This is a genomic window from Wohlfahrtiimonas larvae, from assembly GCF_002006755.1.
In the GTDB taxonomy this organism is placed as follows: domain Bacteria; phylum Pseudomonadota; class Gammaproteobacteria; order Cardiobacteriales; family Wohlfahrtiimonadaceae; genus Wohlfahrtiimonas; species Wohlfahrtiimonas larvae.
Genome location: NZ_MVDO01000224.1, coordinates 17,221 through 35,740 on the forward strand (window position 1 = coordinate 17,221; position 18,520 = coordinate 35,740).

Sequence of the window (18,520 nt, forward strand, 5' to 3'; positions counted from 1 at the left end):
ATCCTTCCAATTTACAAAGAAACAGTTGGTGCATTACGCTCAGTAGAATCATCCACTGCAAAATATTCAATCATTGGAAAATGAAACATTGAAGCAATAATCACATTTGGGAATTGTTGTTTATATGTTAAATAATGGCGAACTGTTGCATTGTAATAACGCCTTGCTTTACTAATATCATCTTCAACTTTGACCAAAGATTCATGTAATTGCTTAAAGCTTTGGTTTGCCTTAATCTCAGGATAATTTTCAACTAAAACTAGTAGCTGACTGATTCGATCACTCAACTTTAATTCATTTTTCCCTAAATCACCTACAGACAAATTACCATTCAAACCTTGTGAACGAAGCTCTACAATTTCTTTTAAAACATTGGCTTCATAGTCGCGAGCACCTTTTGTGACAGAAACCAACATTGGAATTAAGTCGTAGCGCTTTTTTAAGAAAACATCCATACCTGCAAATGCTTCTTTAGACATTTGTTGGTGTTTGATAAGTTGATTATAAATAGAAACCATCCCCATAAGCACCAACATTGAGCAGGCTGAAATCATGATGAAAATTGCTGTAATTGTCATAGTTAATCCATAATTTTATTTTTAGTAATTATACCTGATTAATTTTCATCACAATCTCATAGATTAATTACACGATTTTTGCACCTAAAACATTTTTAAAATGCTTCAAAGCCCATTCATGCCCAATGGGATCAAAGCTTGCAACCCCCTTTTCATGAATCACAATTTCATAGCCTAAATTATAAGCATCAATCGCCGTATGTAATACACAAATATCAGTGCAAACACCTACTAAATGAATCTCTTTGATATTACGTTCACGTAAACGAATATCTAAATCTGTGCCGCTAAATGCGGAATAATGGCGCTTATCAATCCAATAAATTATTGGATCATGCTGATGTTCTGAATAATACTTTGCTAAATCACCATATAAATTACGCCCTTTTGTTCCCATCACATTATGAGCAGGAAAAAGTTTATTTTCAGGATGATATCGATCATTAGGATCATGACCATCAATAGCAAAAACGACATAATCACCCGCATCCACAAAATGGCGCGTGAGTGCTAAAATATCATCATGTAATTTCTGCCCTGCTTCCGCAGTTGTTAAAAGCCCCTCTGTTGCAACAAAATCAAATGTATAATCAATATTAATCAGTGCTTTCATTCTCCCTCCTAATTATTTTAATCATAGATCACTCAAACATTCTTTTATGTGTTATGCGACCTTTTTATAAAGTCTACTATAGTAGCTGAAATTATAAAGTTTAATAGCGTAAACCTAGCCCTTTCACCTAAAACTTTCAATCTTATAAAATTCCTGTAAAATTTATGCCTTGAGTTACTTGGGTTCCCTCACCCCAATTGAAATAAAAAGGTTAGTTATGAAATATATCTATCTCGTTGCCTATGTGGCAAGTGTGCTTGTTGCCAATTTATTGTTGGATCATTTTATTGAGTTGCCTTTCTTTGGCTTGCTCAGTTACGGCACAATCTTCTTTGCCTTTGTTTTCACATTGCGCGATCATCTTCATCGTTATAGTTTGAATTTTGCATTACTTGGTATTGCACTAGCTTTGCTTGTGAACACTATTTGTGCTTTTTATTTTGAGATTCCATGGCGATTTTTATTGGCATCATTTTTAGCCATTTTATTTAGTGAATTAATGAACACAGGTGTGTTTGAAAAGCTCAAACAACATTCTTGGCATGTTCGCGTATTAGCAAGTAATGCTGCAAGCGTTCCCATTGATAGCACACTGTTCACTTTCATCGCTTTCTATGGAATTTTTGAATTGCCAATGATGGCTGAAATTATCTTTGCAGATATCATTGCGAAGTTTTTAATCGCTTCCACCATCATCAGTAAAGTCTTCATCATCAAGCCTAAAAATAACGAATCAACAACTTTAACAACACATTAAATAACATTGAAATCATTATGAAAAAACCTCTGATTGATACTGTAATTTTACAGTATGCTTCCGCACACCATGAGTTCCCAATTGATTTAATTCGCAATCAACATCCTGAATTAAAAACAGCAGTGAAACATGTGGTGCAATTACCTATTTTATGCCAAGCAAGCCAAAACCCTAAAGCAGGCTCAAGCATCAGCATTAGTTATATTGCAGATCAAGTATTACTTGAGCTATTTTCTTTAGAGAAATACATCAAAGCATTCATTGGTCATAAAACTGTGCGAGATTTAGAATACTTCACACAAGCTATTGCTATTGAATGCCAAAATGCTTTAAAAGTTGAAGTAACCGTACAAGCAGATATTATTTTAGAAGGATTGAATCAATCCCAAGTGATTACTGTCACCGTTCCACAACTATAGTGTTTCACATGAATCCAAAATACCGCATTCGTTATTATTGCTCTGTTTGTAATGAATAATTTACTGTAGAAATTGCATCTGACAACTGTGGCGCAAACATAGATGATGAGCTACATGTCATCACTAAATTTGTTGTCGCCCTTGTCATTGCTACATATAAAAGTTGTGCTTCATTTTCCACGCTTTCATAACACACATTTTTATTACCAACCTCAAAAATACAGACCAAAGCAAATTCTAATCCTTTACTTTTATGCATGGTCATTACATGAACACCAATGCCTTCTACTTCTTCTCCATGTGTAGGGATTCCATTATTACGCAGAGCATCTTTAATTATATTGATAGATTTATTATTACGACACAATACAGCCATATGATGCCAATCAAGGCCATTTTTCTGATGTTCATATAACGTTTCTATAATTTTTCTAACTTCATGATGCATACTTGGCAAGTTAATTAAAACAGGAACATCACCATTCAGTCCAGCACCTACTGGTTCCAATAAAGGAATTGCATCTTCATCACTCTCTTTACGCTCAACCAATAACTGTTCAGCAAATAATTTAGCAACAGTTAAAATTTCTTTTGTATTACGATAATTCAATTTAAGAATAACGGTTCTTCCTCGAGCATTAATACCAACTTTTGAGAATACTAATTTACGTTTATCCTTACTATAAATAGATTGTGCATCATCATATAAAACTAATAAACAAGGATTATCCGGGTTCACCATCTGTACAATAAGTTTATACCAAGCATCTTCAAAATCATGTCCTTCATCAATCAAAATTGCATCATATTGACCTTTAGGGATAATACCAGTTTCTGCATGATCTATAACTTTTTGGACATTCTCTTCAAACATACTGCTTAAGTTAGCATTACGTGATTTTGGAATATTATAAGTTGATAACTGTTGGCTACACCATTGATGAAATGTTCTAACATGAACTTTATGATCTAAACTCTTCTGAGCCATTTTTATAATGTAACATATCTGCCAAAGGGCGATTAAAACATAAAACCAAAATTGGCTTTTGCATAAACTGAGCTAAATGCTCGGCACGATAACCTAAAATCATCGTTTTCCCTGAACCTGCAACACCATGAATAATTCGATGCCCATCACCTAAACTTCTCGCCAACTGCTCTTGTTGAATATCCATAATTTTTAAAATATCTGGCAATTCTACTTTAACTTCAGGATCATCAAACATATCTCTCTGCTCGCCTATACGCAATTCAGGAAAAATATGCCAACGCACTCGATCTATTTGAGGTAAGGTTAAAGGCTGAGCTGGCACATAAGGAAACATTCCCCATAATCGCTCTTGAAACATTTCTAAAGATGAATGACCAGACAACTCATCTTTACAAATCACACAGTGCTCAGGAATGACATTACCTAATTCACCTTTATCAAATTCATCTCTCGTAATATTACTCAATACAACACCATAACCATAACTCAATAAAGGTTTGGTCTTAGAGTCTTTCAAATGTAAGTTTAATTGCGAATCTTTACTCAATAAATTAATCAATGTTAAAACGTAATTACGTGCTTGATTAATTGGGTTAATAACTTCTTTGGGCAGACCTGAATGATGATCTAAAATGGTGGCTGTATCTTTATTAATAGATAAAAGCGTTGAAGCTTTCCAGTCTTTGACTTCTAGAACCAATAATCCGCGATAGGGGTGTAAAATAACAAAATCCGGATGTAATGATTTTCCGCCAATTGGAACGTCATACCAACAATAGTAATCATCTTCTAATTGTGATTCTAAAATCTTCGCAACATTTTTTTCACCGGAGGTCATCCGTGGCAAACATTTACTTAATGATGGGATTAATATAGCCATAAAATTAACCATTTATATTATAGAATATAAATATTATACGATTAATTAGGCATTTATTCATTACAATCAAAAAAGCCCCATCAATGATGGGGCATACGCTTAACACCTAATATTATCGGGGGAATAATATTAACTGCATCTTGTGATCACAGCAGCTAAGCCGCCTTGTGATGTTTCCCTATACTTACAATGCATATCCTTACCAGTTTCATACATTGTTTGAATCACCTTATCTAAAGAGACGGTTGGTGTTGAATGGCGATGTAATGCCATACGTGCAGAATTAATTGCTTTTACTGCGCCAATTGCATTTCTCTCTATACAAGGCACCTGAACTTGCCCACCAATTGGATCACAGGTTAAACCTAAGTTATGCTCCATACCAATTTCTGCAGCCATACATACTTGAGATGCGCATCCACCCATTAACTCAGCTAGACCCGCAGCAGCCATAGAACAAGCAACCCCAACTTCACCTTGACAGCCAACTTCAGCACCTGAAATAGAAGCATTTAACTTATATAACATTGCAATAGCGGAGCTTGCCAAATAGAATTTCAAATATGCTTCAAATGTTAACGGTTCAACAAATTTATCATAATATGCCAATACTGCTGGAATAATGCCACATGCACCGTTCGTTGGTGCTGTTACAACTCTACCACCTGCTGCATTTTCTTCATTCACGGCAAAAGCATACATATTCACCCAATCCATTGTCGCCATTGGATCACTTGATAAGCGATCATGAGACGAGATTGCTCGATATAGATCAGGCGCTCTACGTGGTACTTTAAAACGTCCTGGTAATAAACCTTCTGTTTTAATCCCGCGCTCAATGCCTTCTTTCATAACTTTAATGACTTGTTCAAAATGCGTATGTATTTCTTCCATTGAATGCAAGCACAATTCATTTTTTAACATCAAACAAGAGATTGATAATGCATTATCCCTACTTTGTTTAATGAGTTCTTCAGCTGTTGAAAATGGATATGGTACTTCAACTGGTGATCCTGATTTTTGTCCAAAATTTTCTTCATCAACAATTGTACCGCCACCAATCGAATAATATGTTTTGCTTAATAATAACTCTTCACCACGATACGCTCTGATTCTCATGCCATTTTCGTGCAAAGGTAAAAATTCAGTATGGAAATTCATGCTAGTTTCTAATGGAAAATCCACACAATATTTATTATCCATCATTGGTAATCTATTCGTTCTTTCCAATCTCGCCATAAACTCAGGAATTTTTTCAATATCAACGGTTGCAGGATCATTACCTGCCAAACCTAAAATAATGGCTGTATCTGTTAAATGCCCTTTTCCTGTTAAAGACAAAGCACCATATAAATCGACAATAATACAAGTTGTACTTTCAATTAACTCCAAACGCACTAATTCAGTTGTAAAGGATTTCGCTGCTTTCATTGGGCCAACAGTATGCGAGCTCGATGGACCAATACCAATTTTGTATATTTCAAATGTGCTAATCATAGGGGAAATCTCCGGTTCTTATTTTAGGAGGCTGGCATATTAATTCCAGCCTCTATTTTGTTGTATATCATTTAGGATTGAGAGATCATTAACCTGCAATTGCCATATTCACTAAGCTGAATACAATTGCTGAAATTGCGATTAAACCTAACACTGTTACAAAAACATTGCTCACTTGACCTTTATATTTTGCTAATGCTGGTACTCTGCTGATTGCGTACATTGGTAATAAGAATAAGATTGATGCAATGATTGGACCAACTAATGTTTCAATTAAATCTAATACATTTGGCGATAAAATTGCGATAACCCAACAAGTGATGAAGATGAATACAAATGTAATTTTGTTAACAGTTTTTACAGAAGGTGCTTTACCCATTGCTTTTGCACCTCTTGTCACTAAACCATCAAAGCCTTCTTTTGCACCTAAATAATGGCCAAAGAATGATTTAGACATTGCAACAAATGCTACGATTGGCGCTAAGATTGAGAAAAATGGAGTACCGAAATGGTTTGCAACATAAGATAAAATTGGTAAATTTTCTTCCGCTGCTTGTGATAATTGTTCTGGAGATAATGCTAATGCACAACTCACAACAAAGAACATAACTGTAACAACCATTAAAATATTTGCATATTTGATGATACGAGAGCATTTTTGTTCAGCAACACCCGCATCTTCTTTTTTCTTCGCAACTGCTAAAGATGAAATGATTGGTGAATGGTTGAAAGCAAATACCATCACAGGAATGATCAACCAAATATTACCCAAAGTACCCATAACTGTTGCTTCTGTTGACCATGTTGAGAAAATTGCTGTTGACCAATATTGAGACATCCAAACGGCAATGAACATCAACACACAAATGAATGGATACACTAAGTAAGACATCACTTTTAATGTCATTTCTTGGCCGAAGTTGATGATCAACATTAAACAGCTAACAATTGCAAGAGATACAATTGATTTAAGTGCTAAAGAATCTGCAGCCGTGGCACTGATCAAATGTAATTGATTTTCCATAAAGCTTAATGTTGTGTTTGTTAAACCTACGCTATAAATTAACAAAATTGGGAAAATGATTAAAAAGTATAAAAATGTGATCACATTGCCTGCTGTTGGGCCAAAAAATTCTTCAGTGGTTACTGTGATATCACCATCGTTACTACTTCCCGCCAATATAAAACGACATAAACCACGATGTGCTAAATATGCCATTGGGAAAGAGAAAAATAAGACAAATAAGAGTGGAATTAAACCACCTGAACCTGCTTTAATTGGCAGAAACAAAACGCCTGCACCAATAGCTGTACCATAAAGGCTCAGCATCCAAGTAGTATCAGAACTTGTCCATTTAGACCGAGTGGTTTCGGAGGATTCTATGGTTGCGGTTGGATTTAATGTGTTACTCATGTTAGCTCCTTAGTATTTAAGGTATGTTTGACATCTGATGATTATTTATTTTGTGACTGATTTGGTTTCACTTTGGAATTGTCGAATATTTTTATAAACGGCATGACGCGTAATTTGGAGTGCCTCTGCAACAATAATTGTTGCTTCTTTTAACTCAAAAATTCCATTCTCATGAAGTACGCGAATAATATTCTTATTCCTATTTTTTAAGCTACTTTGCATGGCATCTACTTCTTGCTCTGCATGTGCGATTGCTTTTTCAATGACTTCTTTAGCATTGGTGCTAAAATTTTCTGGTTGCTGCATGCCGATAACAGTGGGATTATCCATTGGCATCAATGTTTGAATAACCTCTGGGAATGGCACAGATAAATTAATATTGATACAAAACATGCCAATTGCTTCATCTGAGTGATTCTTTAAAATACAAGTGGTTGATTTCATCAATCCGCCATTTTTAGCATTTGTAAAATAACTCTTAGAAACACACTCTCCAGTTTGTTCATATTGGCGCAACATCTTAAGCCCCAAATTAGTAACAGGAGAATTCAAGGTCCGACCTGTATGATGACCATTGATAATTTTGACAACTGAGCGATCAATATTTTCAAAAGAATGAATCACTACTTCGCAATGTGCGCCAATTAAATCAGCAATTGTTTCTGCTAAATTAAAATATGATTGCAAACATTCATGATCCTTTTTAGAGAATTTTTTCTTAAAGATTTGCAATTTATCTTTCTGAGCTTTCATAGTAAATTCATCTCGGTGTAAAAAATTTAACTTACGAAGCATATTTTATTTAACAAATCTTTACATGTAAATATAAAATTACATATATATAACCTTGCGGCCATTTTTTATGAGTTATGTCATATTTGGTTTATTTTAGTTAACCAATATACCCTTATTTAAATCAAAAAACTGTAACTTTTATCTAAGTAATAAAAAAGCTCCTAAGATTTAAACTTAGGAGCTTTTCATGGTTCAACAATGGTTGTTGATTACTTTTTAGAGAAATTTAAATTCAATTGTTTTTCTAACTCAACCCAATTTGCAGGCAATTCATGAGCAATACCTTTATGGCAATCAATACATGTTTTATTTTCATTTTTAGCCAAAGTGTGCCCTGTTCTTGCCCGTAAATTTTGATTAGAAAGGTCCATATTCATTTCTGTGTGGCAACTGCGACACCCCGCGGAATCACTCTTTTTCATCCGGGTCCATTCACGCATAGCAAGCAATCCTCTACGTTCTTCTAATTTCTCTTTTGTATCAATCGTTTTACCGATAAAATGTTGATAAACATCATTAGCAGCTTGGGCTTTGCGGATCATTAAATTCAACCCTTGCTCCGGCACATGGCATTGTGAACATGTTGCTCTCACACCCGTTTTACTAACATCATGCACAGTTCCTGTATATTCTGTTTGATTAAATTGCATGGTGTGACAACTTGTACAAAATCCTTCACTATTTGTCCATTCTAAGGTTTTATGTGATGCAAAAACAGTGATACCACCAACCACAAAACCAGCTAGCAATAATGCTCCTAAGGCCCATTTTTTAGATGGAGACCAAAACCATCGCCAAATTTTTTTAATCAATGTCATATCACTCACCATTACTGTTTATCAGAAGATGAAAAGGTATTATCTATAAGTTCTGGAGCATTTGATTGCGGTACATGGCATTGTGTACAGAACCAGCGACCCGCAGCAATATTATCCGTTCTATGACCTGATTGAGCATCAATAAAATGGCTTTCTGGTGCAGCAACAGTTTTGAAATCACTATTATAAGGCCACGAATGACAACGCAAACATTGATTAGCTTTCAAATTAATCTGATATTTTTCAATTTTATGAGGAATTAATGGTGGTTGCTGACGGTAATTTTTATGCAATGTTATACCTTCTTGCATTTGATAAGGTTCTACAACAATATTTTCCTCATCAACAGGAACATCACCACGCAATCCTTGAAGAACTTCAGACTGGCCGAATCCTAAGAGTGTGCCCACCAATAGAATAGAAATCAAAAATTTAGTTTTCATAATCAACTCACTTTTACTTTGGGTTTACTGTGTTTAACGGGAGAATGCTGAGAAGAAATGTCATAACTAAACACTCTCTCTGGGCAGACATCAATACATCGGCCACATCGTGTGCAATCGCTCATACCAACGCTTGGTGTTATCGATTGCTTGATGTAATTTTCTTTATTTTGAATCAAAGGTCTTAAAACATGAGCTTCAGGACAAACCTTATAGCAATCCATACAATCATCACATGCAGAAATTTTAGGGGCGCTAACATACACTTTTGTCTTTTTACCCAATAAGCTATAGAAAGCACCTACTGGGCATAAGTGGCCACACCACAAATTGGCAGCGCCAATGATATCTGTGATAAAAATTACTAATGTCAAAGATATTGCAATATTTGTAATGGCTAGACCGCCAAATACTAATACTCGGAAGATACCTGTGATTGGATTAATCAATTCCCATGCGATCACTTGAAAAAGCATTGATGTGATAATCGCAATACCTAAAATATAGAATCTAGCTCTCTTTGAAACAGATAGCTGATTATTAATTTTTAATTGTCGTCTAACCCAAGCTGCCGCATCTGTCACAATATTGATGGGACAAACCCAAGAACAATATGTTCTACCACCTACAACCATGTACAAGGCAACAACAATGATGACACCTAAAATTCCTGTTAATGTGTACAAATTGCCTGCAGCTAAAGATTGAACAAATATGAACGGATCCCCCATGGGAATCGTTGATAATATCTCACTATTTGCTAAAGTTCCTTTAATGATCCATGTTTGGTCATTACGAACATCAGACTCATTTTGTAAATTTTCTTGTGCTATGGCTGTCAGCACAGGAGATGCTTCCGTTGGATCTGTAGCCAAAGAATGATTCACGCCATTAATTGGAATTGCGAACAATACAATAATCATAATTTGACATAATCGTCTTAACATTAAGAAACGATGTGATTGCCACCATCCCTTTTTTTCTACGGCTTCTTCAAAATATAATGTGCCATTATATTTTTTGGGCGTCACCTTATTCATGGCTCAAACCCCTTTAAATTTTTAATATCATGAAATGGTAATGTCAAATTATCTTTAATCAATGATTCACCATTATTCTTCTCTTTTTCTTCCCAACCTTTTCGATAATGATCTGGCAATTTAGAGCGAGCAACATCTGTTGGCAATACTTTAATAGCAGAAGCGTATTCCAATACACATTTCTTTTCACACAGCCCACACCCTGTACAATATTCAGCATGTACAACAGGAATGAAATTAGCATGAGCACCGGTCCTTGTATTTTCTTGTAACTCTAAAGTGATCGCTTTATCAATAACAGGACAGACGCGATAACACACTTCACAACGCAAGCCTAAAAATGCTAGGCAATTTTCCTCATCCACCAAAACAGCTGTACCCATCCGAATATCTTCTGCATTCGTCACTGTTTGATCTAATGCGTTGGTTGGGCAAGCTGCAATGCAAGGTAGATCCTCACACATTTCACAAGGAATTTCTCTAGGTACAAAATAAGGTGTCCCTAGTGTTGGTTGGCTTAATTCAGATAATTTCAACGTATCATAAGGACATGCGCGTACGCATAAGCCACAACGAGTACAAGCGCTCAGAAAATCTTGATCATTAATTGCACCAGGTGGTCTCAATATATTCTGATTGCTTGCTTTACTCTGTTTGGCCAACATCGCTAAAGGTAGCAGCCCTAAACATACTGCACCGCTCACTTTAGTCGCTGTTGCCAAAAATTCTCGCCGACTTTTCATGACCACTAAGCTCTTTCGATCTTAACTGCACATTTCTTATAATCCGTTTCTTTAGATAAAGGACAAGTTGCATCTAAAGTGATTTTATTCACCAATCGCGCTTCATCAAAGAATGGAATGAAAACTAAACCATCCGGTGGCGTATTACGCCCTTTTGTTTCCACAATTGTGACAACAGAACCACGGCGAGAGCTCACTTTTGCTTTATCACCACGACGAAGCCCTAACTTCTTAGCATCGTTTGCACTGATGAATAATTGAGCCACAGGTACAGCTTTATGCAATTCAGGAACACGACGTGTCATACTACCAGTATGCCAATGCTCTAATACACGACCTGTACAGAACCAGAATGGATATTCTTGATCTGGCACTTCTGCTGCAGGTTCATAAGGTAATGCAAAAATAACTGCTCGATTATCTTTATGACCATAAAAGCTTACTTCTGCTCCTGCTTTAACATAAGGATCATACCCCTCGCGATAGCGCCATAATGTTTCTTTTCCTTCCACAACTGGCCAGCGTAAACCACGAGCTTTGTGATACATTTCAAATGGTGCTAAATCATGCCCATGCCCACGGCCAAATGTTGCATACTCTTCAAATAAACCTTTTTGAATATAGAAACCAAATGTTTCAGCTTCTGTATTATCAAATCCTTCTTGCCTATCTGATAATGGGAATCGATCTACATTACCATTGCGATATAAAACATCATATAAAGTTTTACCACGTACCTCAGGTTGCTTAGCAATTAAATCTTCAGGCCAGAAATCTTCAACTTTTAAGCGTTGAGATAACTCGACCATTTGACGCATATCTGAACGTGCATTACCTAAAGGTTTAACTTGTTGGCGCCAGAATTGTGTACGTCTTTCAGCATTACCATAAGCCCCCTCTTTCTCCACCCACATTGCTGTTGGTAAAATCAAATCCGCAGATAATGCTGAAACTGTTGGATAAGGGTCAGAAACAATCACAAATGCCTCAGGATTTCTCCAACCAGGATATGTTTCTTCATTTAAGTTTGGCCCTGCCTGCATATTATTGTTACACATTGACCAATATACTTTGAGCTTACCATCTTTCAATGCTCGGCTTTGAGCTACCGCATGTAAGCCAACTTTCGGACTAACAGTACCTTCTGGTAATTTCCAAATTGTTTCTGCTGTTTTACGATGATCAGGATTATTAACAACTAAATCTGCAGGTAGACGATGAGCAAATGTACCCACTTCTCTTGCGGTGCCACATGCTGAAGGTTGCCCTGTCAATGAGAAAGGCCCACAACCTGGTTTAGATATTTTACCTGTCAATAAATGGATATTATAGATTAAGTTATTAGCCCATGTACCACGGCTATGTTGATTAAAGCCCATTGTCCAAAATGACACAATTTTCTTATCAGGATCCGCATACATTTGAGCCATTCTTTCTAATTTATGCTTAGGTACGCCAGATAACTCATGTGCTTTATCTAAAGTATATTCAGAAACAAATTCTGCAAACTCTTCAAAACTCATAGGGGTTGCATCGCCAGAGTCTGGGTTTTTAGCTTTCTGTTGTAACGGATGCTCAGGACGCAAACCATACCCAATATCAGTTACACCTTTTTTAAAATTAGTATGTTTATTAATGAAGTCTTCATCATAGGCTTTATTCTGAATAATATAGTTTGCAATATAATTCATGATGGCTAAATCAGTTTGCGGCGCAAATACCATGCCATTATCTGCTAACTCAAATGAACGATGCGTGTAAGTTGACAACACATGTACTTCACAATTCGGGTGTGTCAAACGTTGGTTGGTAATGCGTGACCATAAAATAGGATGCATTTCAGCCATATTTGAGCCCCACAAAACAAAGGCGTCTGCATTTTCAATATCGTTATAACATCCCATCGGCTCATCCATACCAAAAGTACGCATAAAACCAACAACAGCAGAAGCCATACAGTGACGAGCATTAGGATCTAAGTTGTTACTTCTTAAACCTGCTTTATGAAATTTAGAAGCAGTATATCCTTCAAAAATTGTCCACTGTCCTGAACCAAACATTGCAACATTATCAGGACCTTTTTCCTTATCTTGATAAGCCTCTTTATATTTCTGAGCCATTAAATCATAAGCTTGATCCCAAGTAATTTCAGTGAACTCACCATTTTTATCATATTCACCGTTGGTCATTCTTAATAATGGATTATTAAGACGATCCTTACCATACATAATTTTAGATAAGAAATATCCTTTGATACAGTTTAAGCCTTTATTCACAGGCGCATCTGGATCACCCTGAGTTGCAACCACCCTACCATTCTTAGTGCCGATTAAAACACCACAACCTGTACCACAGAATCGGCAAGCACCTTTATCCCACCGAATACCATCATTCCCTGCTTGCTGTGCAACTGCAGGTGAATATATACCATTTAAAGCGCTCACAGCACCAGTAGCGGCTGCTAGCTTCATGAAATGACGACGAGATAAAGTCATAATTTTCTCCAGATGAATATTCACGATTCATTATTAATAGATGTATATAAAATACATATAATGGAGAAAATTGTCTTTGACCTATGTCAATCACAAAACACAAAATTACATTTATTATCAATACGTTATATCTAACTAGATACAGCGTTTATTCAAAAAAATGGTTCACTAATGTAATAGATAACACATGTGGATGCTCTTTAATAGACTCCATAATATCGTAAGCAGTTTTATCTAATTGATCTTCAATCAAAAGTGCAATTTTATTGTTATTATCATGTTCTAATACTTCACAGCCCTTGATTTCAGAAAGATCTTTTAACAAAGACTGAAAATTTTCAACATTTACACTTACTAACACACCACATACATTATATTTTTTAGAATCAACACTCATTGTATTATTTCCTTATCACTCAAAATAAATACTAAAAATGTATCATATACTTTTCAATGTTGGCAGAAAGCGAACAAATCTTTGATGAAAGACAGATATCTATAAAAATTTTCCTCATAAAAAAACTCCAAATAAAAATTTGGAGTTTTCTCGGGTTTAAGATCAGTTTAGCAGTTACTGCACACCCTGACCTAAAATCTTACCATTGACTTCTTGACCATAAAGATTCACACCATCATTAGCATGATATTTTTCATAAGTCTTTTCAACTGAACCATCCACTAAGCGAGGATCTTGAGGACGCTCATGACTATTCATAAAGGCAGCAACATCCCAAGCTTCTTGATCTGTTAAGGAATTACCTTTACCCAATGGCATATTTGCCTTGATAAAATCAGCCGCTGTATTGATGCGGTGCATTCCTGCGCCCCAGTTGAATGAATCCTTACCCCATAATGGTGGGAATACATAGTTCTCTGCAACTTTCTGTCCCATACCATCTGCACCATGGCAGAACGCACAATTATCTGCATAAACTTGTGCGCCACGCTCAATACTGTAACCGCCCTCAGGTTGTTTTACAGAAGGATAAGCTCGGCCCGGCAAAGATACACCTGTTGGTGCATTAGTCGCTAACCAATAAGAATATGTAATCAATGCTGTCATTGCTTCACTATCTGCAGGCGGTGGTGTACCATCCATACTGAATTGGAAACAACCTTGAATACGTTCAGCATAAGTATTAACTTTATTATTCTTGCTACGGTAAGCTGGATACATAGGATATGCACCCCATAATGGTGCAGCATTAGCTAAACGACCTTGATCCATGTGACAGTTCACACAATTCATACCATTACCAACATATTCTGGCACTTGATTTTTCGTATCAACAAAAATTGCATGGCCTTTACGAACCATTTCACCGTATGCATTATCTGGCAGATCTTTTTCTAAAGGTGGTTGATGATACTGCGTACTTTCATTCACCGCTTGAATATTAGATAACTGCGATTGATCATCCATTTTAATTGGATTCTCAGCAACTGCTACAGAAGAATAAAGAGCAGCTACGAGAGATGTCACTAAAATCTTTTTCATGATTATTCTCCTTGCTGGCCGATAGATTCAAAATATGCAGCCACTGCTTTTGCCTCTTCATCTGTCAAAGATTTTGCAATGTGCCCCATTAAATCAGCATGGTCATTGGTTCGCGTACCATCCTTCCATGCAGTAATTTGATTCACAATATAAATTGAGCTTTGGCCGGCCAATTTTGGAAATGAATCACCCACACCAACACCACCAGGGCCATGACATGCAACACATTCTGGAATGTTACGACTCCAATCACCACGCAAAGCTAATTGACTACCAATATCTGTTGGCGTTGCGGCTCTTGTAATATGAGGCACTTCTTTAGGCTGTAATTCAGACATATAAAAAGTTACAGCTTCAATTTCATCATCACTTAGATTGCCTGCGATGCCATCCATAATTGCATGGGATCTCAATCCATCTTGGAAATCATGTAATTGTTTTGCTAAATATTCAGGCGACATCCCTGTAATATCAGGATAACCTGCGACAGCTAAACCATGGCCCTCTGCACCATGACAAGTTACACAAGCCAACGCTTGTGGCTTCTCCCCACCTTTTAGGTATATTTTTTCACCCTCATCAGCATGACTGACGAATGGCAACATCCCCAAAAGAGACAAATATCCAATTTTCTTGATATGTCTCATGTTCCCCTCCTCTTTAAAAACACTTTCTCTCGAACCCTTCATGCTATCACAAATAAAACAAAAAAAACTCTATCGTAAAAAACGACGATTATTAGTTTATTTTCAACAAGTTAAATTAGTACAAATCTACTACTAATTACCACCTATAATTGTGATTCTATGGGTAGCCAAGATACTATTTTCACAATTGCACGCTTAATCCAGCCTGTTTCAGGGTCCGTATCCCACTCCTTAGTTTCATCACGGCGATCATCCAACCAAATCATCTTATTATCTTTCAAAACAACCTCATAGCTTGTATCTCTAGTAATAATTTTTTGATAACGTTGCATTAATTGCATCGCAATCTCTGGACTTTCAAAAAACACCCCCATTTCTGTATTTAAACGTGCCGAACGCGGATCTAAGTTAAATGAACCAATAAACCCCTTGGCATTATCTATAATGAAAGCCTTTGTATGTAAACTTGCACCGCTTGCACCAATTTTCCAATCTTTGGATAATTTATAATTCACATTAAAAGGCATTAACTCATATAATTTCACACCGCTTTTTAATAAGGCTTCACGATATGGTGCATAACCTGCATGAACCATTGGAACATCATTGGCAGCCAATGAATTAGTCAAGATCATGACATCTCGCCCACTCTGACTTAATTGAATAATTGTTTTTGTTCCTTCTTCACCTGGTACAAAATAAGGTGAAATTAAATACAGTGACTGCTCTGTCTTTGCCCATGCTTTTGGTAAAACATCTGTAATCAACCATTGAGCTTCTTGCTGACCAAAAACCTTTTCTGGTGGATCAGATAAAACATGTGCACGATCGCTCCATACAAATCTACTTTGTTTTCCCACTACGTCATCAATACTTAAATGGGTTGATAAAGATTGTTGATAATCTTTCAATAATTGAGATTCTGTATCACTCATTGTTAACGATGTTTCACGTAAAACAGTTAAGGCATCTTTATGTCCAAACTTCACTTGCTTAGCAGGAATAGATGCTTGGCTATCCCAAAAGGATTCAAAAATATCCTCAGCTTCTTTCACCGCTTTCCCCACTAATAATAAATCCACATCTAAAAAATTAGTTTCTGGGTCAGCATCAAAATATTCATTACCGATATTGCGGCCACCAATAATTGCAATTTGGCCATCGGCAATCATAGATTTGTTATGCATTCGTCGATTCAAACTTAAACCACGAAATAACATTTCTACAGTTCTAGTGATAAAATTACGTCTACTATGAACAGGATTAAATAAACGAATTTCTACATAAGGATGCTGTGCTAGCCCTGATAATACAACGTCTTTTCTCACTGTATTCATATCATCCAATAAAATACGAATGAATACGCCACGATCTGCAGCAGCCAAAAGTTCTCGCCCAAGCATATTGCCTGTTAAATCGTCGTGCCATATATAGTATTGTAAATCTAAGGTGCGCTCAGCACCACGTACTAATAAAATTCGATCTGCATAAGCCTCTAAATTATCATCCAATAAATATAAGCCTGTACCATTGGGATGTGCTAATAAATAAGGTTCAACAACTTCATCTAAATGTGTTTTTACACTGCGATTAATAGGCGGCCGTTTTTTCCCCATATACATTTCATTGGGTTTAAAATCATTGAAAATCAATGTAATAATTGTGGTAATTACAGAAATGAGTATAAAAAAAATAAACAACCATTTCAGTACATACAATAATTTGATGAACATAAATCCTCCTGCCATGATTCCTATAGATTAACACAGGCTAAAACAAGTCATCGATATGAAAGACTTATGACAAATAGGCTCTATATTCAACCTATTGACGCAATACTAACAATGGGCTAACAGAGATAATTCTACGAGTTCCCAATATTCCCATCATCGCAATCAATAACGCACCAATGATAGGCAATACAATCAACCAAGGGTGCCACTGCCATTCCAAATTTAACACTGAGCGATACAACAAAAAGCTAATAAACTCACTGCCGATCATCGCGAGTAATCCTGCCAATCCCCCCATTAATGCAAACTCAATAAATTGGCTTTTGAATAGCATTTTTTTATGCGCACCTAAAACACGCAAAATTGCTCCTTGACGTAAGCGATCACTCAATGTTGCTTGCAACCCTGCAATTAAAACAATTAATCCTGCAATTAAAACTAATGCCAAAATGTATTCCACCGCTAGAGTCACTTGCTGTAAAATTTCATTCAATTGATTCACAATCGCCATTAAATCCAATAATGTAATCGTTGGGAATTCTCGTGCTAATGTGATCAATGATTTTTGCATATTCTCTGGTACATAGAAACTTGTTAAATAAGTCACAGGCGCATCTTGAATAGAATTAGGGTTAAAGATCACAAAGAAATTTGGCTGAACCGTATCCCAATTGACGGTGCGAATACTCGTGATCTTTGCTTTATGTGTAACCCCTGCAATGACAAAAGTTACCTCATCACCCAATTTCGCATTTAATCCTTTAGCTAAATCATCCTCGATAGATATTCCCATTCCTTGATCATTATCCTGCCACCATTGCCCTTCAATAATTTTATTATCTTTCGGTAAATCGATACTCCAAGTTAAATTGAGATCGCGATTAATAGAGTTTTTTGCTCGCTCACTATCCATTGTCATTGCACGCACAGAAACACCATTCACTTCCGTTAATCGCCCTGCAACCATTGGATAAAATGGCGAAACATTTGGCGATATCTCAGTAACTTTTCGGCTGAAATCATCTTTTTCATCCGCCATAATGTTCATAGCAAAATAATTAGGTGAATCATGTGGCAATTGATTTTGCCATGTTTGCAAAAGTTCACCTCGCAACATCACAACCAATGCCATCGCCATTAAAATAATGCCAAATGCTAC

The 18,520-nt window shown here is 36.3% G+C and carries 19 protein-coding genes; 2 read left to right on the top strand and 17 right to left on the bottom strand.

Features of this window, described 5'->3' with window-relative positions; all coding sequences use genetic code 11:
• Window positions 1–11: 11 nt before the first annotated feature.
• Complete coding sequence (locus tag BZK14_RS11635; protein WP_077926642.1) at window positions 12–578, bottom strand: LemA family protein; 567 nt, start codon at window positions 576–578, stop codon at window positions 12–14.
• A gap of 67 nt (window positions 579–645) precedes the next feature.
• On the bottom strand, window positions 646–1,191 hold the full coding sequence (locus BZK14_RS11640) for a cysteine hydrolase family protein (protein ID WP_077926643.1): 546 nt from the start codon (window positions 1,189–1,191) through the stop codon (window positions 646–648).
• Window positions 1,192–1,408: 217 nt separating this feature from the next.
• On the opposite strand from BZK14_RS11640, the gene BZK14_RS11645 reads away from it, so the two are divergent.
• Together BZK14_RS11645 and BZK14_RS11650 are read left to right on the top strand one after the other, a co-directional pair.
• Entirely contained in the window at window positions 1,409–1,948 is a 540-nt protein-coding gene (locus BZK14_RS11645) for a VUT family protein (RefSeq protein ID WP_077926644.1), read from the top strand.
• A 17-nt stretch (window positions 1,949–1,965) separates the two neighbouring features.
• Window positions 1,966–2,367, top strand: coding sequence for a hypothetical protein (locus tag BZK14_RS11650; RefSeq protein ID WP_077926645.1), 402 nt, complete (start codon window positions 1,966–1,968; stop codon window positions 2,365–2,367).
• Window positions 2,368–2,401: 34 nt separating this feature from the next.
• On the opposite strand, the gene BZK14_RS13545 is transcribed toward BZK14_RS11650, so the two are convergent.
• The 15 genes from BZK14_RS13545 to BZK14_RS11720 all read right to left on the bottom strand — a co-directional run.
• Window positions 2,402–3,355 (bottom strand): 3'-5' exonuclease, encoded by a 954-nt coding sequence (locus BZK14_RS13545; protein ID WP_245831341.1) that lies wholly within the window; start codon window positions 3,353–3,355, stop codon window positions 2,402–2,404.
• Entirely contained in the window at window positions 3,330–4,238 is a 909-nt protein-coding gene (locus BZK14_RS13550; RefSeq protein WP_245831342.1) for a nuclease-related domain-containing DEAD/DEAH box helicase, read from the bottom strand. The genes BZK14_RS13545 and BZK14_RS13550 overlap by 26 nt, the downstream gene beginning before the upstream one ends.
• Before the next feature lie 129 nt (window positions 4,239–4,367).
• Window positions 4,368–5,735, bottom strand: coding sequence for an L-serine ammonia-lyase (locus tag BZK14_RS11660; protein WP_077926646.1), 1,368 nt, complete (start codon window positions 5,733–5,735; stop codon window positions 4,368–4,370).
• 88 nt (window positions 5,736–5,823) lie between these two features.
• The gene (locus tag BZK14_RS11665; RefSeq protein ID WP_077926647.1) at window positions 5,824–7,149 is read right to left on the bottom strand and encodes an SLC5/6 family protein; all 1,326 of its coding nucleotides are present in this window, start codon (window positions 7,147–7,149) and stop codon (window positions 5,824–5,826) included.
• Between the two features lie 45 nt (window positions 7,150–7,194).
• A complete protein-coding gene (locus BZK14_RS11670; protein WP_077926648.1) occupies window positions 7,195–7,902 on the bottom strand; it encodes a helix-turn-helix transcriptional regulator in 708 nt (235 codons plus the stop codon).
• Between the two features lie 251 nt (window positions 7,903–8,153).
• Window positions 8,154–8,762: a NapC/NirT family cytochrome c gene (locus BZK14_RS11675; RefSeq protein WP_171973719.1), complete on the bottom strand. Its 609-nt coding sequence runs from the start codon at window positions 8,760–8,762 to the stop codon at window positions 8,154–8,156.
• A gap of 11 nt (window positions 8,763–8,773) precedes the next feature.
• Window positions 8,774–9,205 carry a nitrate reductase cytochrome c-type subunit gene (locus BZK14_RS11680; protein ID WP_077926650.1) on the bottom strand — a complete coding sequence of 144 codons (432 nt, stop codon included), beginning with the start codon at window positions 9,203–9,205 and terminating at the stop codon, window positions 8,774–8,776.
• Window positions 9,206–9,207: 2 nt separating this feature from the next.
• On the bottom strand, window positions 9,208–10,245 hold the full coding sequence (napH, locus tag BZK14_RS11685; protein WP_077926651.1) for a quinol dehydrogenase ferredoxin subunit NapH: 1,038 nt from the start codon (window positions 10,243–10,245) through the stop codon (window positions 9,208–9,210).
• A complete protein-coding gene (gene napG, locus BZK14_RS11690; protein WP_077926658.1) occupies window positions 10,242–10,988 on the bottom strand; it encodes a ferredoxin-type protein NapG in 747 nt (248 codons plus the stop codon). Before napG ends, napH begins: the two co-directional genes overlap by 4 nt.
• A 5-nt stretch (window positions 10,989–10,993) precedes the next feature.
• Complete coding sequence (gene napA / locus BZK14_RS11695; RefSeq protein WP_077926652.1) at window positions 10,994–13,483, bottom strand: nitrate reductase catalytic subunit NapA; 2,490 nt, start codon at window positions 13,481–13,483, stop codon at window positions 10,994–10,996.
• 148 nt (window positions 13,484–13,631) lie between these two features.
• A complete protein-coding gene (locus BZK14_RS11700; RefSeq protein WP_077926653.1) occupies window positions 13,632–13,880 on the bottom strand; it encodes a chaperone NapD in 249 nt (82 codons plus the stop codon).
• A gap of 174 nt (window positions 13,881–14,054) precedes the next feature.
• Window positions 14,055–14,981, bottom strand: coding sequence for a c-type cytochrome (locus tag BZK14_RS11705; RefSeq protein WP_077926654.1), 927 nt, complete (start codon window positions 14,979–14,981; stop codon window positions 14,055–14,057).
• 2 nt (window positions 14,982–14,983) lie between these two features.
• Window positions 14,984–15,628 carry a c-type cytochrome gene (locus tag BZK14_RS11710; protein WP_077926655.1) on the bottom strand — a complete coding sequence of 215 codons (645 nt, stop codon included), beginning with the start codon at window positions 15,626–15,628 and terminating at the stop codon, window positions 14,984–14,986.
• 143 nt (window positions 15,629–15,771) lie between these two features.
• Entirely contained in the window at window positions 15,772–17,361 is a 1,590-nt protein-coding gene (locus BZK14_RS11715) for a phospholipase D family protein (protein ID WP_171973720.1), read from the bottom strand.
• 91 nt (window positions 17,362–17,452) lie between these two features.
• Window positions 17,453–18,520 (bottom strand): FtsX-like permease family protein (locus BZK14_RS11720; RefSeq protein ID WP_143691466.1); only part of this gene is annotated, 1,068 nt, incomplete at its 5' end.

Bases quoted from the DNA above. Each gene is read 5' to 3' on its own strand.
- BZK14_RS11715 (WP_171973720.1), bottom strand. From the start codon at position 17,361: ATGTTCATCAAATTATTGTATGTACTGAAATGGTTGTTTATTTTTTTT.
- BZK14_RS11675 (WP_171973719.1), bottom strand. From the start codon at position 8,762: ATGACATTGATTAAAAAAATTTGGCGATGGTTTTGGTCTCCATCTAAA.
- BZK14_RS13550 (WP_245831342.1), bottom strand. From the start codon at position 4,238: ATGGCTATATTAATCCCATCATTAAGTAAATGTTTGCCACGGATGACC.
- BZK14_RS11680 (WP_077926650.1), bottom strand. From the start codon at position 9,205: ATGAAAACTAAATTTTTGATTTCTATTCTATTGGTGGGCACACTCTTA.
- napA (WP_077926652.1), bottom strand. From the start codon at position 13,483: ATGACTTTATCTCGTCGTCATTTCATGAAGCTAGCAGCCGCTACTGGT.
- BZK14_RS11665 (WP_077926647.1), bottom strand. From the start codon at position 7,149: ATGAGTAACACATTAAATCCAACCGCAACCATAGAATCCTCCGAAACC.
- BZK14_RS11700 (WP_077926653.1), bottom strand. From the start codon at position 13,880: ATGAGTGTTGATTCTAAAAAATATAATGTATGTGGTGTGTTAGTAAGT.
- BZK14_RS13545 (WP_245831341.1), bottom strand. From the start codon at position 3,355: ATGGCTCAGAAGAGTTTAGATCATAAAGTTCATGTTAGAACATTTCAT.
- BZK14_RS11635 (WP_077926642.1), bottom strand. From the start codon at position 578: ATGACAATTACAGCAATTTTCATCATGATTTCAGCCTGCTCAATGTTG.
- BZK14_RS11670 (WP_077926648.1), bottom strand. From the start codon at position 7,902: ATGAAAGCTCAGAAAGATAAATTGCAAATCTTTAAGAAAAAATTCTCT.
- BZK14_RS11710 (WP_077926655.1), bottom strand. From the start codon at position 15,628: ATGAGACATATCAAGAAAATTGGATATTTGTCTCTTTTGGGGATGTTG.
- BZK14_RS11640 (WP_077926643.1), bottom strand. From the start codon at position 1,191: ATGAAAGCACTGATTAATATTGATTATACATTTGATTTTGTTGCAACA.
- BZK14_RS11660 (WP_077926646.1), bottom strand. From the start codon at position 5,735: ATGATTAGCACATTTGAAATATACAAAATTGGTATTGGTCCATCGAGC.
- BZK14_RS11645 (WP_077926644.1), top strand. From the start codon at position 1,409: ATGAAATATATCTATCTCGTTGCCTATGTGGCAAGTGTGCTTGTTGCC.
- napH (WP_077926651.1), bottom strand. From the start codon at position 10,245: ATGAATAAGGTGACGCCCAAAAAATATAATGGCACATTATATTTTGAA.
- napG (WP_077926658.1), bottom strand. From the start codon at position 10,988: ATGAAAAGTCGGCGAGAATTTTTGGCAACAGCGACTAAAGTGAGCGGT.
- BZK14_RS11705 (WP_077926654.1), bottom strand. From the start codon at position 14,981: ATGAAAAAGATTTTAGTGACATCTCTCGTAGCTGCTCTTTATTCTTCT.
- BZK14_RS11650 (WP_077926645.1), top strand. From the start codon at position 1,966: ATGAAAAAACCTCTGATTGATACTGTAATTTTACAGTATGCTTCCGCA.